The sequence below is a fragment of the Curtobacterium sp. 9128 genome, assembly GCF_900086645.1.
GTDB lineage: Bacteria > Actinomycetota > Actinomycetes > Actinomycetales > Microbacteriaceae > Curtobacterium.
In genome coordinates this window covers 2,033,041-2,053,413 of the sequence record NZ_LT576451.1, presented here as the reverse complement: position 1 = coordinate 2,053,413, position 20,373 = coordinate 2,033,041, and the positions used below count along the sequence as shown (strand labels likewise).

17 protein-coding genes are annotated in these 20,373 nt (G+C 71.4%); 3 read left to right on the top strand and 14 right to left on the bottom strand.

The window, feature by feature from the left end; translation table 11 throughout:
- Positions 1-85: 85 nt before the first annotated feature.
- Together QK288_RS09935 and QK288_RS09930 are read right to left on the bottom strand one after the other, a co-directional pair.
- Positions 86-589: a peptide deformylase gene (locus QK288_RS09935; protein ID WP_281264166.1), complete on the bottom strand. Its 504-nt coding sequence runs from the start codon at positions 587-589 to the stop codon at positions 86-88.
- A 1-nt stretch (position 590) separates the two neighbouring features.
- Complete coding sequence (locus tag QK288_RS09930; RefSeq protein ID WP_281264165.1) at positions 591-4,001, bottom strand: pyruvate carboxylase; 3,411 nt, start codon at positions 3,999-4,001, stop codon at positions 591-593.
- Between the two features lie 60 nt (positions 4,002-4,061).
- Between QK288_RS09930 and QK288_RS09925 the strand changes: the two genes are divergently transcribed.
- Positions 4,062-4,886, top strand: a complete 825-nt coding sequence (locus QK288_RS09925; RefSeq protein ID WP_281264164.1) for a ParA family protein — start codon at positions 4,062-4,064, stop codon at positions 4,884-4,886.
- A 566-nt stretch (positions 4,887-5,452) separates the two neighbouring features.
- Here the strand turns inward: QK288_RS09925 and QK288_RS09920 are convergent.
- From QK288_RS09920 to QK288_RS09890, 7 genes are all read right to left on the bottom strand, one after another.
- The gene (locus QK288_RS09920) at positions 5,453-6,013 is read right to left on the bottom strand and encodes a MerR family transcriptional regulator (protein ID WP_281264163.1); all 561 of its coding nucleotides are present in this window, start codon (positions 6,011-6,013) and stop codon (positions 5,453-5,455) included.
- A 169-nt stretch (positions 6,014-6,182) separates the two neighbouring features.
- Positions 6,183-6,887, bottom strand: coding sequence for a MerR family transcriptional regulator (locus tag QK288_RS09915; RefSeq protein WP_281264162.1), 705 nt, complete (start codon positions 6,885-6,887; stop codon positions 6,183-6,185).
- Positions 6,887-7,366, bottom strand: coding sequence for an FHA domain-containing protein (locus QK288_RS09910; RefSeq protein WP_281264161.1), 480 nt, complete (start codon positions 7,364-7,366; stop codon positions 6,887-6,889). Before QK288_RS09910 ends, QK288_RS09915 begins: the two co-directional genes overlap by 1 nt.
- 162 nt (positions 7,367-7,528) lie before the next feature.
- Positions 7,529-9,088, bottom strand: coding sequence for a carbohydrate-binding protein (locus QK288_RS09905; RefSeq protein ID WP_281264160.1), 1,560 nt, complete (start codon positions 9,086-9,088; stop codon positions 7,529-7,531).
- 2 nt (positions 9,089-9,090) lie between these two features.
- The gene (locus QK288_RS09900; RefSeq protein ID WP_281264159.1) at positions 9,091-11,526 is read right to left on the bottom strand and encodes a glycosyltransferase family 2 protein; all 2,436 of its coding nucleotides are present in this window, start codon (positions 11,524-11,526) and stop codon (positions 9,091-9,093) included.
- A gap of 286 nt (positions 11,527-11,812) precedes the next feature.
- Positions 11,813-12,835, bottom strand: a complete 1,023-nt coding sequence (locus tag QK288_RS09895; protein ID WP_281264158.1) for an iron chelate uptake ABC transporter family permease subunit — start codon at positions 12,833-12,835, stop codon at positions 11,813-11,815.
- Entirely contained in the window at positions 12,832-13,827 is a 996-nt protein-coding gene (locus tag QK288_RS09890) for an iron chelate uptake ABC transporter family permease subunit (RefSeq protein WP_281264157.1), read from the bottom strand. Before QK288_RS09890 ends, QK288_RS09895 begins: the two co-directional genes overlap by 4 nt.
- A 219-nt stretch (positions 13,828-14,046) precedes the next feature.
- Between QK288_RS09890 and QK288_RS09885 the strand changes: the two genes are divergently transcribed.
- Positions 14,047-15,558, top strand: a complete 1,512-nt coding sequence (locus tag QK288_RS09885) for a trypsin-like peptidase domain-containing protein (protein ID WP_281264156.1) — start codon at positions 14,047-14,049, stop codon at positions 15,556-15,558.
- On the opposite strand, the gene QK288_RS09880 is transcribed toward QK288_RS09885, so the two are convergent.
- Together QK288_RS09880 and QK288_RS09875 are read right to left on the bottom strand one after the other, a co-directional pair.
- On the bottom strand, positions 15,555-16,751 hold the full coding sequence (locus tag QK288_RS09880; RefSeq protein ID WP_281264155.1) for a hypothetical protein: 1,197 nt from the start codon (positions 16,749-16,751) through the stop codon (positions 15,555-15,557). The genes QK288_RS09885 and QK288_RS09880 overlap by 4 nt on opposite strands.
- Positions 16,752-16,814: 63 nt before the next feature.
- Positions 16,815-17,066 (bottom strand): hypothetical protein, encoded by a 252-nt coding sequence (locus QK288_RS09875; RefSeq protein ID WP_281264154.1) that lies wholly within the window; start codon positions 17,064-17,066, stop codon positions 16,815-16,817.
- A gap of 54 nt (positions 17,067-17,120) precedes the next feature.
- Between QK288_RS09875 and QK288_RS09870 the strand changes: the two genes are divergently transcribed.
- A complete protein-coding gene (locus QK288_RS09870; RefSeq protein ID WP_281264153.1) occupies positions 17,121-17,483 on the top strand; it encodes an RNA-binding S4 domain-containing protein in 363 nt (120 codons plus the stop codon).
- Between the two features lie 21 nt (positions 17,484-17,504).
- Here the strand turns inward: QK288_RS09870 and QK288_RS09865 are convergent, their stop codons facing one another.
- From QK288_RS09865 to QK288_RS09855, 3 genes are all read right to left on the bottom strand, one after another.
- On the bottom strand, positions 17,505-18,446 hold the full coding sequence (locus QK288_RS09865) for a DnaJ domain-containing protein (protein WP_281264152.1): 942 nt from the start codon (positions 18,444-18,446) through the stop codon (positions 17,505-17,507).
- Between the two features lie 68 nt (positions 18,447-18,514).
- Positions 18,515-19,597: a winged helix DNA-binding domain-containing protein gene (locus QK288_RS09860; protein ID WP_281264151.1), complete on the bottom strand. Its 1,083-nt coding sequence runs from the start codon at positions 19,595-19,597 to the stop codon at positions 18,515-18,517.
- Positions 19,594-20,340 (bottom strand): aminoglycoside phosphotransferase family protein, encoded by a 747-nt coding sequence (locus tag QK288_RS09855; RefSeq protein WP_281264150.1) that lies wholly within the window; start codon positions 20,338-20,340, stop codon positions 19,594-19,596. The genes QK288_RS09860 and QK288_RS09855 overlap by 4 nt, the downstream gene beginning before the upstream one ends.
- Positions 20,341-20,373 lie beyond the last annotated feature (33 nt).

Here is a 20,373-nt window from a genome sequence, read left to right as displayed (position 1 = left end):
GTGGTGAACGGGTCGAACCTACGTGGAACCAGGCCGGAGCGGACCCCCACGATCGGGTGTCCGCCACTTCGGGGACAGGTCGGTCCTAGTGGAACCAGTCCTGTTCGCGGATGTCGCGGAGCGCCTGCCTGCGGGTCTCCGGGGCCAGCGTCATCACGTAGACGGTGCCGTCGAGGTGGTCGACCTCGTGCTGGAGCGCCTCGGCCATGAGCCCCGTGCCCTCGAGCACGACCTCGTTGCCGTCGACGTCCACACCACGGACCTTGGCGTAGGGGTGGCGGGTCGTCGGGTACGAGAGCCCGGGGACGGACAGGCAGCCCTCGTCCATGCGCTCGGGCTCCCCGGACACCTCGACGACCTCGGGGTTGAGGACGTACCCGACCTCGCCGTCGACGTTGTAGGAGAACGCGCGCAGGCCGACACCGATCTGCGGGGCCGCGACGCCGGCGCGCCCCGGCTCCTGCACGGTGTCGACGAGGTCCTGTACGAGGTCGCGGATGCCGGCGCTGCCGAGTTGCTCGGGTCGGATCGGGTCGGCCGGGGAGCGGAGGACGGGGTCGCCGAAGAGGCGGATGGGACGGACGGTCACGTTACTGCAGCACCACCAGGAGGTCGCCGGCGTCCACCTGTTGGGTCGCCGGGATCGCGAGACGGCCGACGGTGCCCGCGACGGGCGCCGTGATGGCCGCTTCCATCTTCATCGCCTCGATGCTCGCCACCGGCGCACCGGCTTCGACGACGTCACCGACGGCGACCTTGAGCGTCACCACGCCGGAGAACGGCGCCGCGACGTGCTTCGGGTCGGACTTGTCCGCCTTCTCGGCGGCCTTCGTCTCGACGTGGATCGACCGGTCGCGGACGTACACCGGCCGGAGCTGCCCGTTGAGCGTCGCCATGACCGTCCGGATGCCGCGCTCGTCCGCTTCACCGATCGCCTCGAGCCCGACGAGCAGGTTCACGCCCTTGCCGAGCGGCACGACGTGCTCCTCGCCAGGACGCAGGCCGTAGAGGTAGTCGACGGTCGAGACGACGGAGAGGTCGCCGAAGTCGTCCCTGACCTGCTGGAACGCCTTCGTCGGGCCGGCGAACAGCAGCCGGTTCAGGGCCTGCCGCCGGTCGACGCCCGGGGTCTCGAGTGCCGTGCGCTCGTCGTCGGGCACCGGGGTGATGGTCGGGACGATGTCACGTCCGGCCAGCACCTTCGTCCGGAACGGCTCCGGCCATCCGCCGGGGAGCTCACCGAGCTCACCGGCCATGAAACCGATCACCGAGTCCGGGATGTCGTACTTCTGCGGGTTCTCCTCGAAGTCGGCCGGATCGGCGTCCACGGCCGCGAGCTGCAGCGCGAGGTCGCCGACGACCTTCGACGACGGCGTGACCTTCGTCGGGCGACCGAGGATCCGGTTCGCTTCGGCGTACCAGTCCTCGACCTGCTCGAAGCGGTCACCGAGGCCGAGCGCGATGGCCTGCTGACGGAGGTTCGACAGCTGGCCGCCTGGGATCTCGTGCTTGTAGACCCGGCCGGTCGGACCCGCGAGACCCGACTCGAACGGTGCGTACACGCGACGGACCGCTTCCCAGTAGGGCTCGAGGTCCCCGACTGCGTCCAACGAGATGCCGGTGTCGCGCTCGGTGTGCGCGAGGGCCGCGACGAGGGCGGACATGCTCGGCTGGCTCGTCGTGCCCGCCATCGGTGCCGCCGCGACGTCGACCGCGTCGGCGCCGGCACGGGCGGCAGCGAGGAGGGTCGCGAGCTGTCCGCCGGCGGTGTCGTGCGTGTGCACGTGCACCGGCTGGTCGAACCGCTCCCGTAACGCGGCGACGAGCTTCTCGGCGGCGCTGGCACGGAGGAGCCCCGCCATGTCCTTGATGCCGATGACGTGCGCGCCGGCGTCCACCATCTGTTCCGCGAGGCGCAGGTAGTAGTCGAGGGTGTAGAGGTCCTCGGCGGGGTCGAGCAGGTCGCCGGAGTAGCAGAGGGCCGCCTCGGCGACCGCGGTGTCCGTCGCGAGCACGGCTTCGAGCGCCGGTCGCAGCTGACTGACGTCGTTCAGGGCGTCGAACACGCGGAACACGTCCACGCCGGTGGCCGCGGCCTCGGCGACGAACGCGTCGGTGACCTCGGTCGGGTAGGGCGTGTACCCGACGGTGTTGCGGCCGCGCAGGAGCATCTGGATCGGGATGTTCGGCATCGCCTCGCGCAGGGACGCCAGGCGCTCCCACGGGTCCTCGCCGAGGAATCGGAGCGCGACGTCGTAGGTCGCGCCGCCCCAGGCCTCCATGCTGAGCAGCTCCGGGGTCAGCCGCGCCACGGACGGCGCCACGGCGACGAGGTCCTTGCTGCGAACCCGCGTCGCGAGGAGCGACTGGTGGGCGTCGCGCATCGTCGTCTCGGTGACGGCGAGGGCGGTCTGCTCGCGGAGGGCCTTCGCCCACCCGGCCGGCCCCAGCTGCAGCAGCTTCTGGCGCTGACCGGCCGGCGGTTCGGCGGTGAGGTCGACGGTCGGCAACTTCAGCGCCGGGTCGACGATCTGCGCGCCGGGTTCGCCGTTCGGCTTGTTCACCGTCACGTCGGCGAGCCAGTTGACGACCTTCGTGCCGCGGTCCTTGGACACGTGGCCGCTGAACAGCTGCGGACGTTCGCCGATGAACGCGGTCGAGATGTCGCCCCGCGCGAAGTCGGGGTCCTCGAGCACGGCCTGCAGGAACGGGATGTTCGTGCTGACCCCGCGGATGCGGAACTCGGCGAGGGCGCGCTTGGCACGGGCGACGGCGGTCGGGAAGTCCCGGCCGCGGCACGTCATCTTCGCGAGCATCGAGTCGAAGTGCGGGCTGATCTGCGCGCCGGTGGCGACCGTGCCGCCGTCGAGGCGGACCCCGGCGCCACCAGGGCTGCGGTAGGTGGTGATCCGCCCGGTGTCCGGACGGAAGCCCTGGGTCGGGTCCTCGGTCGTGATGCGGGTCTGCAGCGCGGCGCCGTGCACGGACACGGTGTCCTGCGACAGGCCGAGGTCGGCGAGGGTCTCCCCTGCGGCGATGCGCATCTGCGACTGCACGAGGTCGACGTCGGTCACCTCTTCCGTCACGGTGTGCTCGACCTGGATGCGCGGGTTCATCTCGATGAAGACGTGCTGCCCGGCACGCTCCCCGACGGTGTCGAGCAGGAACTCGACGGTTCCGGCGTTCACGTAGCCGATCGACCGGGCGAAGGCCACGGCGTCGCGGTGCAGTGCCAGGGCGATCGACGGATCGAGGTTCGGCGCAGGCGCGATCTCCACGACCTTCTGGTTGCGGCGCTGCACGGAGCAGTCCCGCTCGAAGAGGTGGATCGTCCCGGTGTCGGTCCCGGTGGCGTCGGCGAGGATCTGCACCTCGATGTGCCGCGGACGCAGGACCGCCTGTTCCAGGAACATCGTGGGGTCGCCGAACGCGCTGTCGGCCTCGCGCATCGCTTCTTCGAGCGCCGGACGCAGCTCGGCCGGGGTCTCGACACGGCGCATGCCACGACCGCCACCACCGGCGACGGCCTTCGCGAAGACCGGGAACCCGATCGCCTCGGCGCCGGCGACCAGCTCGTCGACGTCGCGGCTCGCCGGGGTGCTCGCCAGGACCGGCACGCCGGCCGCGATCGCGTGTTCCTTCGCGGTGACCTTGTTGCCGGCCATCTCGAGGACGTGCTCGCCGGGTCCGATGAACGTGATCCCGTTCGCGGCGGCAGCGGCGGCGAGGTCCGGGTTCTCGGACAGGAAGCCGTAGCCGGGGTAGATCGCGTCCGCACCGGACTCCCGGGCGACGCGGATGATCTCCGACACGTCGAGGTAGGCGCGGACCGGGTGGCCCCGCTCGCCGATCAGGTACGCCTCGTCCGCCTTGAGACGGTGCAGGGAGTTGCGGTCCTCGTAGGGGTAGACGGCGACGGTGCGGGCGCCGAGTTCGTACGCCGCGCGGAACGCGCGGATCGCGATCTCGCCACGGTTGGCGACCAGGATCTTGCGGAACACGCGGGCCCTTTCAGCGCTGGGTCAGGTGAGACAACCCTACTGGCGGTAACGTTGCTCAACGTGCATGTACTCAGCGTGAGCTCTCTCAAGGGCGGTGTCGGCAAGACGACGGTCACACTCGGTCTGACCTCGGCCGCGTTCGCCAAGGGTCTGCGAACGCTGGTGGTCGATCTCGACCCCCAGTCCGACGTCTCCACCGGCCTCGACATCAACATCGCCGGCCACCTCAACGTGGCCGACGTGCTCGAGAACCCGAAGGAGAAGATCGTCCGCCAGGCCATCGCGCCGTCCGGCTGGACGAAGGGTTCGCAGGGCAAGATCGACGTCATGGTCGGCTCCCCCTCCGCCATCAACTTCGACGGGCCGCACCCGTCGATCCGCGACATCTGGAAGCTCGAGGAAGCGCTCGCCAACGTCGAGCAGGACTACGAGCTCGTCCTCATCGACTGCGCGCCGTCGCTCAACGCCCTCACCCGCACCGCGTGGGCCGCGTCCGACCGCGTGACCGTCGTCACCGAGCCCGGGCTCTTCTCCGTGGCCGCCGCCGACCGAGCCCTCCGCGCGATCGAGGAGATCCGCCGCGGACTCTCCCCCCGCCTGCAGCCGCTCGGCATCATCGTGAACCGTGCCCGCGTGCAGTCCCTCGAGCACCAGTTCCGCATCAAGGAACTCCGCGACATGTTCGGTCCGCTCGTGCTCTCGCCGCAGCTGCCCGAGCGCACGTCGCTCCAGCAGGCCCAGGGTGCCGCGAAGCCCCTGCACGTGTGGCCCGGCGAGTCCGCACAGGAGATGGCGCGCAACTTCGACCAGCTCCTCGAGCGCATCATGCGGACCGGCAAGATCGGCCCCTACGCCGACGGCGCTGCCGCGGCCATCGCCGAGTAGCGCTTCTCCGCACCGGAGACCCCCGGCAGGGACAACCTGCCACGATGGGACGACCGGTCACGACTCCCCGCTCAGGTTGCGGCGAAGGTCACGAATCGTCGGCTGGACCACGAACAAGCGACGGTTCGTGACCGCTCGCCGTGTGGTCGGCGACGTGTCGTGACCGCTCGGCGCACGCTCGGCGACGTGTCGTGCTCCTCGACGCGCGCTCGGCGACCTGTCGTGACCGCTCGGCGCCCGCTCGGCTACTGTCGTGCCCCCTCGACGCGCGCTCGACAGGTGTCCCCGACCGAACACCGCTGATACCCACCCAGTCCCGGCAAGCGCTACGGCTCACCGGTCACCGGTCACAACTCCCCGCTCACGTCCCGCGACGTGTCGCAAGTCGTCGATCGACGTGCGCGCGTGCGACAGTTCTTGACCGCTCGACGGGTGACGTGCGGGGAGTCGTGGCCACTCGGCAAGCGGGGGAAGGGCGCCGCGTCAGGAAGCGTGCGAGCGGGCGCCGCGTCAGGAAGCGTGCGAGCGGGCGCCGCGTCAGGAAGCGCGCGAGCGGGCGCCGCGCGTCAGGAAGCGCGGGTTGCGCGGCGTGCGGCGAGCTCGTCGGCCGGGTCGGCCGCGGGCGTCGCGTCGAGTTCGACGAGGGAGGACTCCACCTCGCGCAGGACCTTGCCGACCGCGATGCCGAACACGCCCTGCCCGCGGGACACCAGGTCGATGACCTCGTCGTCCGAGGTGCACAGGTAGACCGATGCGCCGTCGGACATCAGCGTGGTCTGCGCGAGGTCGGACACACCGGACTCGCGGAGCTGGTTGACGGCGGTCCGGATCTGCTGGAGCGAGATGCCGGTGTCGAGGAGTCGCTTGACGAGCTTCAGGACGAGGATGTCCCGGAAGCCGTAGAGCCGCTGCGAACCGGACCCTGCGGCGCCGCGGATCGTCGGCTGCACGAGCTCGGTGCGAGCCCAGTAGTCGAGCTGGCGGTAGCTGATACCGGCTGCCTTGGCGGCGACGGTGCCGCGGTAGCCGTTCTGCTCGTCGTGCTCCGGGAGTCCGTCGGTGAAGAGCAACCCGAGGTCGTACCGCGTCATGTCTGACGGGGTACCGGGGGTTTCGTTCCCACTCATTGGACTGCCTTCCAGGACGATCGAGCCCTCATCCGAAGCTTCAACGACGGGTTGAGAGTTGTGCCGAGGTCCACGGTAGCGACTCCGATGGCTCCGACGCGGGACATCCGACTCGGCGCGTCCGGCGTGTCGAGGATACGCCCCGGCACACGGGCCCCACCAGAGCGGTTCACGCGTCCATCCTGCCGATGGCGGCGCGGATCAGGTTGGACCGGATGACCTCGAGGTGTCCGGAGATCTCCCGCGCGAGCTCGAGGGCCTTCGCCTTCGAGGTCGCGTCACCCCGCCGCGAGACGGGCATCAGCGCGGACTCGATGAGGCCGACCTCGCGCTCGGCGGTCGACCGGAAGGTGCGGAGGTGCCGCGGCTCGATGCCGGTCCGCTGCAACTCGACGAGGGCCTTGAGCACGACGACCGAGTCCTCGCCGAAGGTGTCGGTCGCCGGCAGCAGCGAGGCGGACACCGCGTCGGAGAGCAGCATCGGCGTGGCGCCGGCCGCTCGGACGAGGTCGTCGCGGGAGTACCGCTTCTCGCCGCCCAGGATGGACGGCTTCGGCCCGTCACCACCGCCGGGCAGCACGGGCTCGCGCCCGGCGTCGAGGTCGGCGAGGTACTCCTTGATGACCTTGAGCGGCAGGTAGTGGTCCCGCTGCAGGCCGAGGACGACACGGAGCCGGTCGACGTCGGCCGGGGAGAACTTGCGGTAGCCGCTCGCCGTGCGGACGGGTGTGACGAGCTCGCGCTCTTCGAGGAACCGCAGCTTGGAGCTCGAGAGGTCCGGGAAGTCGGGCTTCAGTCGAGCGATGACCTGGCCGATCGTGAGCAGGTCCGCGGCCGGCGAACCCGACCGCGCTGCGGCCGAGCGGGCGGCCACTACGCGTTCGCCAGGCGCGCCAGGTCGACCCGGGATGCGTAGAACGTCAGGCGGAACTTGCCGACCTGGACCTCTGCACCGTCGGACAGCGGCGCTTCGTCGATGCGGTCGCCGTCGAAGTACGTGCCGTTCAGCGAACCGAGGTCCTTGACCGTGAAGGCCGTCCCGGCGCGGAGGAACTGCGCGTGCTTCCGGGACACCGTGACGTCGTCGAGGAAGATGTCCGCATCGGGGTGGCGGCCGGCCGTCGTGACGTCGGAGTCGAGCAGGAAGCGGGCACCGACGTTGGGGCCACGACGGACGACGAGCAGCGCCGACCCGGAGGGCAGTGCGTTGATGGCGTCGCGTTCTTCCGGCGAGACACCGGACTCGGGCGTGAGTGCCGCGCCCATGTCCATGCTGAAGGTCAGCGTCGTGTCGACCAGCCGCTGCTCCGGGGCTCGTTGTCCCTCCGGCTGCGGGACCACTGGATCTGGCATCGTGGACCTCCTCCTCTTGGCAACCCAGCGTATCGGAAACGACCGACCGAGCGAGAGTCCCGTACCCGGGTGACACGACCTGTCCGCGGCGAGCGGACAGCGGTGCGCGACCAGACGATGGACAGGAGGCTCGGTACCAGCTGGTACCGAGCCTCCCGTCCGTCAGTTGCCGGCCTGCAGGCCGGACAGGAGCTCCTTGATCTCGGAGTCCTTGAGCTTGACCCACGGCGAGCCGTCCGGGTCACTGGTGGAGGCTTGCGGACTGTCGCCCGTGTTCCACCACTTCGCCTGGTAGGGCACGCCGCTGAACAGCACACGGTCGCCGGTGTCGTACTGCTTCGTCCCGGACCACGCGTCGTACGTGCCGGCCGGCAAGGTGACCTGCTTCACCGGCCTCTCGCCCTTCAGGACCGGGCCGATGAGCTGCCACGGCGTCTCGTAGGCGCTCAGCACCGGGTCGTCCGGCAGGTCGCCCGAGGTCCACCACTTCGCCTCGTAGACGTTGTGGTGCCAGACGATCTTGGTTCCCTCCAGGTACGAGGCGTCCGCGTTCCAGACCGGGTACGGGCTCGTCGACGGGTCGTCGGTCGGCTGCACGGTGGACGAGGGCTCCGCCGTGGTGACGTCCGACGCCGCGGCGACGATCCCGCCGGTGAAGCCCTTGCCGAGGACGTCGGCGAAGAGCTTCCCGCCCTGGTCGATCCCGGAGCACGAGTTCGACACGGTCGAGAGGTTCACGTAGTTCGACCCGCAGGTGGTGTCCCGGTTGAGCGACCACATCGACATCCGGCCGAGGCCCTGGTCCCGCGCCCAGGTGTTCAGCTTCTCGGCGTCGGCGAGCGTGAAGACCTCGTCCTGCACGTCGTTCTGCCCGATCATCGGCGTCGCCCCGACCTTGTGCCAGAGCGTGCCGGCGGAGAGCGGCGTACCGGAGCGCTGGTAGAGCACGCCGAGCTGACGGTGCACCTGCTGCAGGGTCTGCACCGAGGCGGAGTACATGCTCTGGCTCGCACCCTTGCCGTCGCCGTAGTCCATCGTCATCGCGTTCACGCCGGCGAGGTCGACGCCGGCCTCCAGGAACTGCGCGACCGCCGTGGTGCCGTCGCTCGTCAGTCCGGACGGCGCGGCCGGCAGGGTGAGCCACACCGCGAGCGGGTGCCCTGCTGCCCGACGCTGCTGCTGCAGCTCGGCGACGGCCTTCGCACGGCGCTCCCCCGCGGCGTGGTTCGTGAGGTCGTCACCCTCGACGTCGTAGTCGACCGTGCTGACGTCGTATCGCTGCACGACGGTGCTGTACGCGTCGACGAGGTCGCTCCGGTCGGTGCAGGTCGTGGCGAGCTCGTCGTTCGACAGCCCGCCGAACGACACCCCGACCTCGCCCTTCTGCTGCTGCAGGCGGGCGATCCTGCGGTCGAGGTCGAGCTGGTCGGACGCACCCTGGAGCGAGTAGTACGACCCCCAGGTCGGCGTGCAGGCGGCGTCGTGGTCCGCGACGACGAAGGACAGCATGACGTCGCGGCCCTTCGCGGACTTCACGTCCTCGAACGCGAACGTCGGGGTCGCGGTGACGTCGGTGTAGGCGGCGAACCAGGACTCCTGGGTCTCCGATGCCTGCGCGGACTGCCAACGGTCGAAGCCGACGTACCCGGCGGCGACGAGGGCGAGTGCCACGACGGCTGCGAGCCCGACGCGGAGCGGTGAGAGGCGTCTCGTGGTCGACATCGTCAGGCCGCCGTCTTCTCGTTCGTGGTGGAGCCGGTGGTCGCGCGGACCGCACCGACGACGTCCGCGTGGTGGTGCCTCGGCATGCTCTTGCCGCGGTCGCCGAAGTAGAGGACGGCACGCCAGTCCTCGGCGACGGGCTGCAGGTCGGGGGCGCCGCCCCTGGCCGCCCGTGCGGTGGCACGTACGGCCAGGCGACGCGCTCGGCGCGCTGCTCGTGCGCTCGGGTCGTAGTACATCCACGCCGTCGCCCAGATCCAGACGTCGACGACCGAGTTCCAGATCCCGATGTAGGCGACGATCGCGTACATCGCCAGCAGGGCGTTGAACGCGGCGAAGACCGCGTTGCCCCAGTTCTCGGCGTGGAAGTCGCGGACGAAGGTGAACACCGAGAACACGACCATCGCGTACGGCGCCAGCACGTAGAGCGCCGGCGACGCCGTGCGGTCACGGACCTTCGGCGTGCGGGCGAACGGGATCTTCTTCGCGGTGAGGGCCTGCTGGATGCTCTTCAGCACGCCGGCGACGTTCACGGGCATCAGGATCAGGTTGAAGCCGTAGATCCGGAACACGTCGGTCCGCTTGTACCCGCAGTACTTCAGGTCACTCGAGAGCAGCCAGAAGTACGGCAGCGCGGCGAGGAGCACCATCGGGCTGAGGAGCCGCGAGTCGTACGGGTACGCGAGCAGGAAGATCAGGCCGAACGACGCCCAGGCGATCGACGCCATGTAGTTGACGCGGAGGGACATCTCGACGATGCCGACCCGCTCGCCCCGCTGCCGACGTTCGCGGACCTGCCTGAGGTACTTCGGCAGGATCAGCAGCCCACCGTTCGCCCAGCGTCGCCGCTGCACGATCAGGGAGCCGAAGTCCGGCGGAGTGGCGCTGTACGACAGGCGCTCCGGGTAGTTCACGAGGGTCCAGCCGTGCATCCCGAGGTCGACGCTCGACTCGGTGTCCTCGATGACGGTGCGGTCCTGCACGTAGCGCTTCACCTCGAAGCCGCCGACGGTCTCGACCTCCTCGATGTCGCGGAGCGCTCGGGTGCGGATGACCGCGTTCGCGCCGACCCAGAACGTCGCGTTGTGGCGCGACATGCCCTGGTGGAGGATGTGCTGGATGTCGGTCGTGGCCCCGGCGAGCCGCTCGATGCGTGTAGCGGCACCACGGAACGACGAGTACGGGGTCTGGGTCACGGCGACGCTGGCGTTCTCCGGCTGCTCGAGGAAGTAGACCAGGCGCAGGCAGTAGTCACGGAGCAGCACCGAGTCGGCGTCGAGCGTCAGGACGTAGTCCGACGCCGGGACGACGAGGTCGGCGTCCGCCGGGTCGGCGACCGTGCGGAGGATCGTGCCGGACGCGGTCTCGTCGAACGCGTACGCGCCGCCGAGCAGGCCGATGTAGGCGTTGAGGTTCATCGCCTTGTTCGCCTCGTCGGAGAGGTTCGCGTAGCGCTTCCGCTCGAACGTGGTCAGTTCGGCGGTGAACGTCCACGCGAGACGGCGCTGGAGTTCCACGACCCGGGCCGAGGTGATCTCGGTCAGCGTCGAGCCGTCGAGCGGGGTGGTGCGGCCCTCGACGGACGGCGTGCTCGCCGCGGTGTCGAGCGCGTCGACGATCGCTGCCTCGAGGGCCTCCGACGTCAGCCGGAACTCGTCAGCCAGCCCGACCAGGACCTGGTCGTGGAAGAAGTGGTCGACGTGGTCGACGACGTCGTGCTCGCGGGCGTGGCGGCGCAACCAGGCATCGGCCCAGCGGTGGTGCTCGACGAGCGTGCGCAGGGAGTCGACGGTGGCGAACGGGGTGTGCGACGCCTCGACCTCGGCGGAGAGCAGGGCCTCCTGGAAGCGCTCGGAAGCCGGCGCGAGTTGCGTCTGGATGGTCGTCGCGACCGCGCGGGTCCGCTCGAGCTTCGCGCGCGTCTCCGGGTCGGTCGGGAACGGTGCGTCGTCGACGAGCAGCACGATGCGGAGCGACGGGTACTCCTGCAGCGCCGCCGACCAGAGCGTCGTCGCGACGACGTCCGGCTCCTCGGCGTAGCTCGGGACGAGGACCGTCAGCGGCGACTCGTGCCCGGTGCCGAAGTGGCGGTCCAGTTCGGCGCGGGGCACGCGGACGTGGGTGGCGAAACGCTCCATCGCACCCTGCCGTGCGATGAGGTGCATGAGCGCCGAGAAGGTCAGGAAGGTGACGACGACGAGGTACGAGAGCGCTTCGGTGGTGAACCGGAAGCTCTCGGTGCCGTAGTCCAGGAACTGGCGGATCACGGTGTAGACGACGTACGCGATCCAGAAGGCGATCGTGAGGATGATGGCGATCCTGCCGGAGACGAGCTTCCGGTCGGAGGGGCGTTCGTGGAGGGTGTCGAGCGGGCGGGTACGTCGCTCGGAACCCCACTGCCGACGGCGCACGGGCGCGTCGTCATGCTGTTCGGGCATGGGTGTCCTTCGTTCGACCGGACCAGCGTTCGTTCGGGGTGGAACGCTGTCGGGAGTCCGGGGTCGTGTCCGACGTTAGGGGGACACGAATCGGCGTGCAGACACCCGGAAGGGGGGTTCTGAGGGTGCTTTGCGGGTTTCCGCAATCCCGCGCGGGACCCCGTCATCGCACTGTGCAACGCGTGTCGCGGCAGGCCGAACGGGAGGCTCGGCTCGGCTCCGCCACGGACGTCGCGGCAGGACGTCGCGACGGCCGCTCACGGCACGCGTGCGCAGCAGGCGGTCGTCAGCGACCGCGCGCGAGCAACCAGAGCAGGTACGGGGCGCCGACGACGCCGGTGACGACGCCGACCGGCAGGGCGTTCCCGGGGATCGCGAACTGGGCGATGAGGTCGCTCGCGAGCACGATCACGGCGCCGACCGCGGCCGAGACACCCAGCGCCACACGACCGCCCCCGACGAGCCGCCTGGAGATCGGCGCCGCCATCAGGGCGACGAACGACACCGGCCCCGCGGTCGCGACGGCCGCCGCGGTGAGGCACACGGCGGTCAGGAGGAGCAGGAGCTTCGCACGGTTCGGTCGCAGGCCGAGTGCGGCCGCCACGTCGTCGCCGAGCGTCAGGACGGTCAGTCGCGGTGACTGCAGGAGCGCCAGCACCATGAGCACGACGAACGCCACCACGAGCACACCCACGACACCCCGGTCGACCGCGTTGAGACTGCCGGAGAGCCAGAGGAGCGCCGTCCCTGCCTGTTGCACGGAGCCGCTCGTGAGCATCCAGCCGGTGACGCTCAGGGACATCGCCGCGACCCCGATGCCGACGAGGACCACGCGGTTGCCCGTGATGCCCCTGCGCCACGCGAGCGCGGCGATCACCAGCGACACGACGAGGGCGCCGACGAGCACCGTCCAGAACAGTCCGATGCCGGAGACCCCGAACAGCACGATCGCGGTCAGCCCGGACGCGCTCGCGCCGGAGGTGATGCCGATCACGTCGGGGCTGGCGATGGGGTTCCGGACGACGCTCTGCACGATGCCGCCCGCGACGCCGAGACTGGCCCCGACGAGGAGCGCCGCGAGGGTCCTCGGCCCGCGGAGCTGCCCGATCACGAAGTCCGAGATCGTGTCCCCGTGCCCGAACAGCGCCTGGACGACCTGAGCGGGCGACAGCGGGATCTCGCCGACGCCGAGCCCGACGAGCACGAGCCCGACCAGCACGACGAGGACGGAGCCGAGCACGACGAGCTCACGACGCGCCGCCCCGAGCCGGGGCCGAGTCCGGGCCCGGGTGTGGTCGACGGTGCTCACAGCCCGGTCACCGCCTTCGACCGGACCAGGGCGATGAACACCGGCGCACCGATCAAGGCCGTGACGATGCCGACCTGCAGCTCTCCCGGGTACGCGACGACCCGGCCGATGACGTCGGCGACGAGCAGCAGTGCCGGCGCGACGATCGCGGACAGCAGGATCGTCCACCGGTGGTCGGGGCCGCTCAGCCGGCGGACGGCGTGCGGCACGGCGAGCCCGACGAACGCGATGGGCCCGGCAGCGGCGACCGCCGAGCCGGCGAGCAGCACGGTGACGAGTCCACCGACCGCCCGGACGAGCACGACGCGCTGGCCGAGCGACGCGGCGAGCTCGTCACCGAGTGCGAGCGTGTTGAGCGAACGACCGAGGGCGAACGCGATGCACAGTCCGACGAGCACCGGGATCGTGACGACCCCGGCGGTCCCGAGGTCCTTGCCCGCGAGCGCGCCGACCTGCCAGAACCGCAGCTGGTCGAGGAGGCTCTGGCTCGTCACGAGGACCGCGGTCGAGATGGACGCGAGCGCCGCGGCGACCACGGCCCCGGACAGCGCGAGGCCGACGGGCGTCAGCCCCCGCCTGGCGACCGCGGCGATGCCGTAGACGAGCAGTGCGGCGAGCGCGGCACCGGCGAAGGCGAACGGCAGGTACTCGGCCGTCCCGCTGATGCCGAAGACCGCGATGCCCGTCACGACGGCGAGGGCCGCGCCGGAGTTGATGCCGAGGATGCTCGGGTCGGCGAGCGGGTTGCGGGTGACCCCCTGCATCACGGCGCCGGCGACCCCGAGGGCGGCACCCGCGAGCAACCCGACGAGGGTGCGCGGGACGCGGTTGCCGAGCACGATGAGCCCGATCTCGTCGTTCCGGCCCGGGTGCAGCACGGTGTCGAGCACCGTCCCGAGCGGGATCGGCCGCGACCCGAACGCGACGCTCAGGGCGACCGCCACGGCGAGCACCAGGACGGCGAGGACCGTCGCACCGACGAGGCGGGGCACGGAACGGGGCGCGGGCGGCGCTGGTGACGGGGAACGCATGAGGAGTAAGGCAACCCTAACGTCTCGCGGGCGGCGACGACCCCCGCACTCCCCCTCGGCGATCCCCGAGCGAGTCGTGAGCGGGCGCAGGGCTCGCTCATAGCTTCGTCATGGGAAACGGGCTTGTACTCGTATCCATCGACGCCCGACCGGGTCGTCGAGAGCGACCGGAGAGCACCGATGAACGAGACCCCGAACCCCGACGCCGAACCGGGCACGACCCCGATCGACGCACAGGACGCCGCACCCCGCTCCACGTGGGAGGCCCCGCACGCCGACGCGTCCACACTCCGTCCCGCCTACGCGTTCGACGGCTCCGGTCCGTACCTCTACGCACCCGACGGCTCCGGCCCCTACGCCTACACGCACGACGGTCGTGGCCCGTACCTCATCGGCAGCCCCGCCCTCGCCGGCGTCCACCAGGGCTGGGCCCACGCGGCGCAGCACGGGCAGCAGTACCCGTCGCAGCAGTACCCGTCGCAGCAGGGGTGGAGCGGTGCGTTCGGCACGCGCCCCGGCACGCGCCCCGGCACGAAGAAGCGCAAGCTCGGGCTGGTGATCGGGTCCGGCATCGCCGCCCTCGCGATCGTCGGCGCCGCCGGCGGGACGGCACTCGGGCTCTCGTCGGTCGGCACCGAGACCACGTCGAGCCAGTCCCAGGGCACGACGACCACGCCGGACACCGGCAGCGGGAGCGGCACGAACGGCTTCACGGTGCCCGGCGACGGGAGCGGGAGCGGAAGCGGCTCGTCCGGCACCAGCACCGAGTCCGCCGCCACGGCGGCCACGGCAGCCCAGAAGAAGGGCGTCGTCACGATCAACACGATCCTGAACTACGACCAGTCGTCGCAGGCCGCCGGCACCGGGATGGTCCTGACCTCGGACGGCACGATCCTCACGAACAACCACGTCATCCAGGGTGCGACGAGCATCACGGTCACCGACGAGACCACCGGCAAGGAGTACAAGGCCGACGTGGTCGGTGCCGACGCCACGAACGACGTGGCGGTCCTCAAGCTGGAGAACGCGTCCGGCCTCTCGACCGTCACGCTCGACGACGACGGCGAACCGAGCACCGGTGACGCCGTGACCGACGTCGGCAACGCCGAGGGCACGGGTAACCTCGTCGCCGCGGAGGGCACCGTCACCGCGACCGACCAGGACATCCAGGTGCAGAGCGAGTCCGGCACGGGCACCGAGTCCCTCACCGGCCTCATCGAGATCGCCGCGGACATCGTCTCCGGCGACTCCGGCGGTCCGGTGCTCGACAGCGAGGGTGAGGTCGTCGGCATGGCGACCGCTGCGTCCTCGGGCTCGGCCGACGTGACGGGCTACGCGATCCCGATCACCACGGCGAAGGCGATCGCGGACAAGATCCTCGCCGGTGACGCATCCGGGACGATCACGATCGGGTTGCCCGCGTTCCTCGGCGTCCAGGTGAGCGGCACGTCCACCACCACGGGCGGGGTCGCGGTCGCCGGGACCGTCGAGGGATCCGGCGCAGCGACAGCGGGCCTCGCTGCCGGTGACACGATCACGTCGATCGACGGCACCGCGATCACGAGCTCGGACCAGCTGACGCAGGTGATCCAGTCGAAGTCCGTCGGCGACAAGGTCTCCGTCGGCTACACGAACAGCGCCGGCACGGCGAGCACCGTCACGGTGACGCTCACCGCGGGCCCTGCCGCCTAGCCCTCTTCAGCTGGAGCAGACAGGAACGCACGCACCAAGGACCGGTACACGTTGGCCGGCGACTCCGCCCAGAACGCGGAGGCGCCGGCCTCCGTGCGTCCGACGCGCGCGAAGCCCCGTCCCTCGGCGTGCACGATCGTGATCGGTCGGGGCTTCCCCGGCCGACGCAGGTACGACACCGTCCACGGCGCCGCCCAGAACCGGGCGAGCCGCGGGTCGGCCTCGACGATCGACGCCGGCAGGTCGGGAGCGGCGTCGCCACCGGCCAGCCGCCTGCCGAGCAGGTCGGCCCGGAGCGACTCCGTGCGGAACGGGAAGGTCCATGCCGGACCGACACCGAGCCTCCCGGCCGCGATCGCGACCACGCGCTCCGGCGCGAGCCGGGTGATGACGGAATCGGCGTCGTCCGTCCCGTCCACGACGGTGCCGGACCAGGCCTGGAGGCGCGACACGCGCCCGTCGGGCAGGTGCTGTTCCAGCGTGGTCGGCTGCACGTCGCCGGCCCACGGTTCGATGAGGGTCTGGGTCGTCGGCGAGACCGTCCCGAACCGTCCGACCAGGCCGGCGTCGACGAGTCCGCGTCCGCCGGGACTGCGCAGGAGCGTGGGGCTCCAGCGCTTCCCGGCCATGCTCTGCAGCGTGGTGAGGGCGCCGGGGGCGAGGCGCGGTCCGTCGAGCTCCGGTGCGGGCTGCGCGGCCGGCAGCTCCTCGAGGTCGCGGGGCGACGACGCGGAGACGGGGCCGACGGCGCGGACGGAGTCGAGCACGGCGAACACGACGTCGTCGGTCTCGTCGAGTCGCGCGAGCGGGCGTTCGACGGTCACGTCGACGCGGTGCCGTCCGGTGACGAACAGCAGGTGGGCGCCGACGATCGAGGTCGATTCGTGGTCCTCGTCGCCGTCCTCGCCGGGGCGGACGTACTCGACCAGGCGTGCGGGTGCGCCGACCGTGCCCCAGACGTCGCAGCCGACGAGGAGCAGGCCGTCGACGGACCCGGGGAGTCGTTCGATGAGCGAGGCGTTCTCGTCCCCGATGCCGCGATCGCTCGGGCGGGACCGGACGGTGAGGACGACGTCGTCGCCGCTCAGCCGGAGGTCCGCGTGGGACGCGTCCTCGCGTCGCCAGGAGTCTGGGCGGCGGAGCGTCACACGGGCGGTGCGGTCCTCGGTGCCGAGTGGGACGGGGACTGCCATGGCCAGAGGCTACGACGGCACGAGGGCCTGCCAGGCGACGGCTCGCCGCGACCGCGCGGTTCGTCAGCGAGGACGACGTGGCGGGGGCGGAGGGACGCGCTTCGCGGCGACGACGTCGGTGAGGGCGACCTCGACCCGGCCGCGGCGGGTGTCGATCGTGATGGTGTCCGGTGTGCGTGCGACGAGGTCTCCGAGTGCGTCGGTCGCGCCGTCGCCGTGGTGCGCCCGGACGACGACGCGTGTCCCCAGCTCGACGTCGGCGAGCACCCCGAGCGCGAGTGCCCGTGCGATCCGCCCCTGTTCGTCCGCTCCCACGCACCCGACCCTACGGGCTGCCGCGGGCGGGTACGCGACGCCTAGGGTGGGGGGATGGACAAGGCCCGGGTGGACAGCTGGATCTGGGCGGTCCGGATCACCAAGACCCGGTCCGCAGCGACGACCGCGTGCAAGGCCGGACACGTCCGGGTCAACGGCGAGCGGGCGAAGCCGTCGCAGCCGGTCGGCCCCGGTGACGAGGTCCGTGTCCGTCAGGCCGGGTTCGACCGCATCGTCGTCGTGAAGAGCATCATCCTGAAGCGCGTCGGAGCCACCGAGGCGGCGAAGCACCTCGACGACAGGACCCCGCCGCGCCTGCCGAAGGAAGAGGCCGGCTTCGTCCCGATGCGCGATCGCGGCGCCGGACGCCCGAGCAAGCGGGAGCGCCGGGACCTCGAGAAGCTCCGCGGCTACTGATCGCCCGGACGGTCCAGCGCGTCAGACGAACCGGACGGTCTGCTGCAGGCGGTCCCGGATCTCGAACACGTCGACGGCGCCCTCCGGGGACCAGACGCCGTTGAGGACCTGCCCGAGCGCACTGCGCCGGACCACGTAGGCGGTCGGCTTCTTCGGGGAGCCGACGAGCTGCACGTCGTGGTCGACCGCGGAGTCCGGTACGACGAGCAGCCGGCCGGTGAACCGCACGCGCGTCTGCTTCTGGACGGCACGGGCTGCGCGGACGAGTTCCTTCACGGGGCGCTCCCCCGGCTCGAGCGTCTCGCCGACGATCTCGCCGTGGTCGATCCGCACCGGCCCGCCCCAGTCGATGGACTCGAGCGCCCACAACCCGCTCGGCATGAGCACGACGTGGTCGAGCTTGCCCTCCGAACCCGCATCGAGGTCGTGCCAGACCGTCACGCCGATGCCCATGTCGGCGACGATCGAGGCGGTCGCCTCCTCGGCGAGCGCCTCACCGAGCAGCCGGCGGATGAACCGGGGGGCTGATCGGATGAGTGACGGGGCGTACGGGTCCTCGATGGGGTCGCCGAGTCCGACCCACTCGCGCTCGGCAGCGAGGAAGACCTCACGGGATCGACCGCCGGGGTGTCCGTGGGAGCGGGCACGCGGGCGGGAGTCGCGACGCGCCGTGGGTGGTGCGTACTCGTCGCGACCGGAACCGGGCCTCCACGACGAGCTGCCGGACGGAGCCGACGGGGCGGACGTCGGGCGCGACCCCGTGTCGTAGGCGCGTCGCGCCGCTGGTGTGCCGATGCGCTCCCATGCGACCTGCACCCGGCGGAAGCGGATGGCGTCACCGCCGAGGTCCGGGTGGGTCTCGCGGGCCGCTCGGCGGTAGGCGCGGCGGAGTTCCTCGTCGTCGGCGGTCGCGGCGACGCCGAGGACTTCGTAGGGGGTGGCGTCGGCCGGGCTGTCGGTCATGGCCTTGGAACATTACCCGAGGGAGCGTCGGGAGCAGCCGCACGGATGCTGGGCAGTCGCTGGAACGATCAGCCCACGTCGAGGGTGAGTGGGAGGCCGACGAACCGGGCGTACGCCGTCGCTGCCGTCTCGACGGCGCGGCGCACTGCCGGGGTGAGCGGCGTGAACGACGTCACGGTGACGCGGACGTCCCGCGTGCGTTCGGTGCGCTTCCAGGTGCCGACGACCTGCCCGCGGTGCACGACCATCGGCAGGAAGATGCCGTTGCCGCCCGGCACGACACGGTCGGCGTGCACCGCGTCGAGGTGCCCGGTCCGGTCCGCGTACCCGAGCAGGTACTCGTCGAACCCGGGCAGGAGCTGCCCGGTCGGGATGCCGCCCGGCTCCGGCCGGTCCGCGAGCGCGAGGAGGCCGCCGCCGAGGTCCTCGATCGCGTCGCCCGCTGCCGCGACACCACGTCGGACGTCCCCGAGGGGCAGCTTCGTCCAGCTCGCGGCGTCGACCTCGGTCGCCGGTCCCCTGCCATGGAGGAAGCCGAGGAGTGTCCGGCGCAGGGCCTCGTCACGGTCCGGGACGGGCGACGCCCGCGGTGCCCACTCGTCGAGGAGCACGAGGTCCTGCCCGACACGGCTCATCGGGCCCCACGCGACGAGCCCCTCCTGCGCCAACCGGAACAGCAGGTGGTAGCCGCGCCCGCCGGCGGGGTCGATCCCGGCGTCCCGGTAGCGGCCGAGCACGCCGTCGCGGTCCAGGGACCGGCCGCCCTCGAGTGCCGCGATGGTGAGCGCCCGGGCACGGTCGACGGTGGCCTCGTCGAGTCCGAGCTCCGCCGCGCGCCTGGCGGTCTGGCGGATGGTCCTGGTCGCGGTCAGGGAGAGGAGCATCCGGAGGTCGTCGGCACGCAGCACGTGCAGGGTCCCGCGCATCGGCCACGACCGGACGAACTCCCCCCGGTCGAAGGCCGCGTGCACGTCCGCCCGGGTCAGGCCGAGGGCCCTGACGCCGATCGCCCACAGCGACTGGCCGAGGTCCTGCCCTTGCAACGCCGTCATGTGGGTGACGACGTCGAGCGCCGTTCCGCCCCGCACGCCGATGCGCTGTGCGGCGAGGCGCATCGAGCGGAGGGCCGCCGGGGTCGGCGACCGGGTCACACCACTGCTCTGGTGATGTCGTCGGCGTGCTGCTCGATGTACGCCGCGTCGGCGCGGTACAGGTCGGCGTGGCCGTGCTCGAGGTCGCTGACGAACTTCGGGTTCCCGGCTGCCGCCTCGGTCTCGAGCATGGTGAGGAGTGCGGTGATCGAGGCGAGCATCGTCGGTGCGAGGACCGACCGGGACGCCTGGTCGAGCCCGTAGGCGCGGCAGAACTCCGCTGCCCGCGAGAGTCGCGCGTCGAGCGTCGGGGCGTTCGCACCCTCGACGGCTCCGGTGGTGAACGGCGCGAACCGGTACACCGCACTCGCGACGTCCCAGACCCGCGGGCCGGGGTGGGCCGTGTCGAAGTCGATGATGCCGACCGCGGCGATCCCGTCGTAGACGCAGTTGTACGGCGCGAAGTCACCGTGCACGACGGTCTCGACCGGGGTGGACGGGGTCTGCGACCACACGTCGGCGTCCTCGTCGAGCGGGAAGGTCGCCGCGGCGTCGTGGTAGTGCCGGAGCATCCGGGCACTCGTGACGAGTGCGGCTTCGCTCGCGACGTCCTCGGTCCACGGGTACTCCCCCGCGACCCCCGGGACGAACGAGACCGTCTCGAGCGTGTTGTCGAGTTCGATCGGCTCCGGCGCGGCCACGAAGCCCTGTTCGTGGAGGTGCGCGAGGAGCCGGTGGACGGTGGGCGTCCACGGCCCCGCGGGACGGTGGACCCGGTCGTCGGCCTTGGTGATGCGCTCCATGAGTGCCCGCTCCTGTCGTGGTCGTCGTCGTTG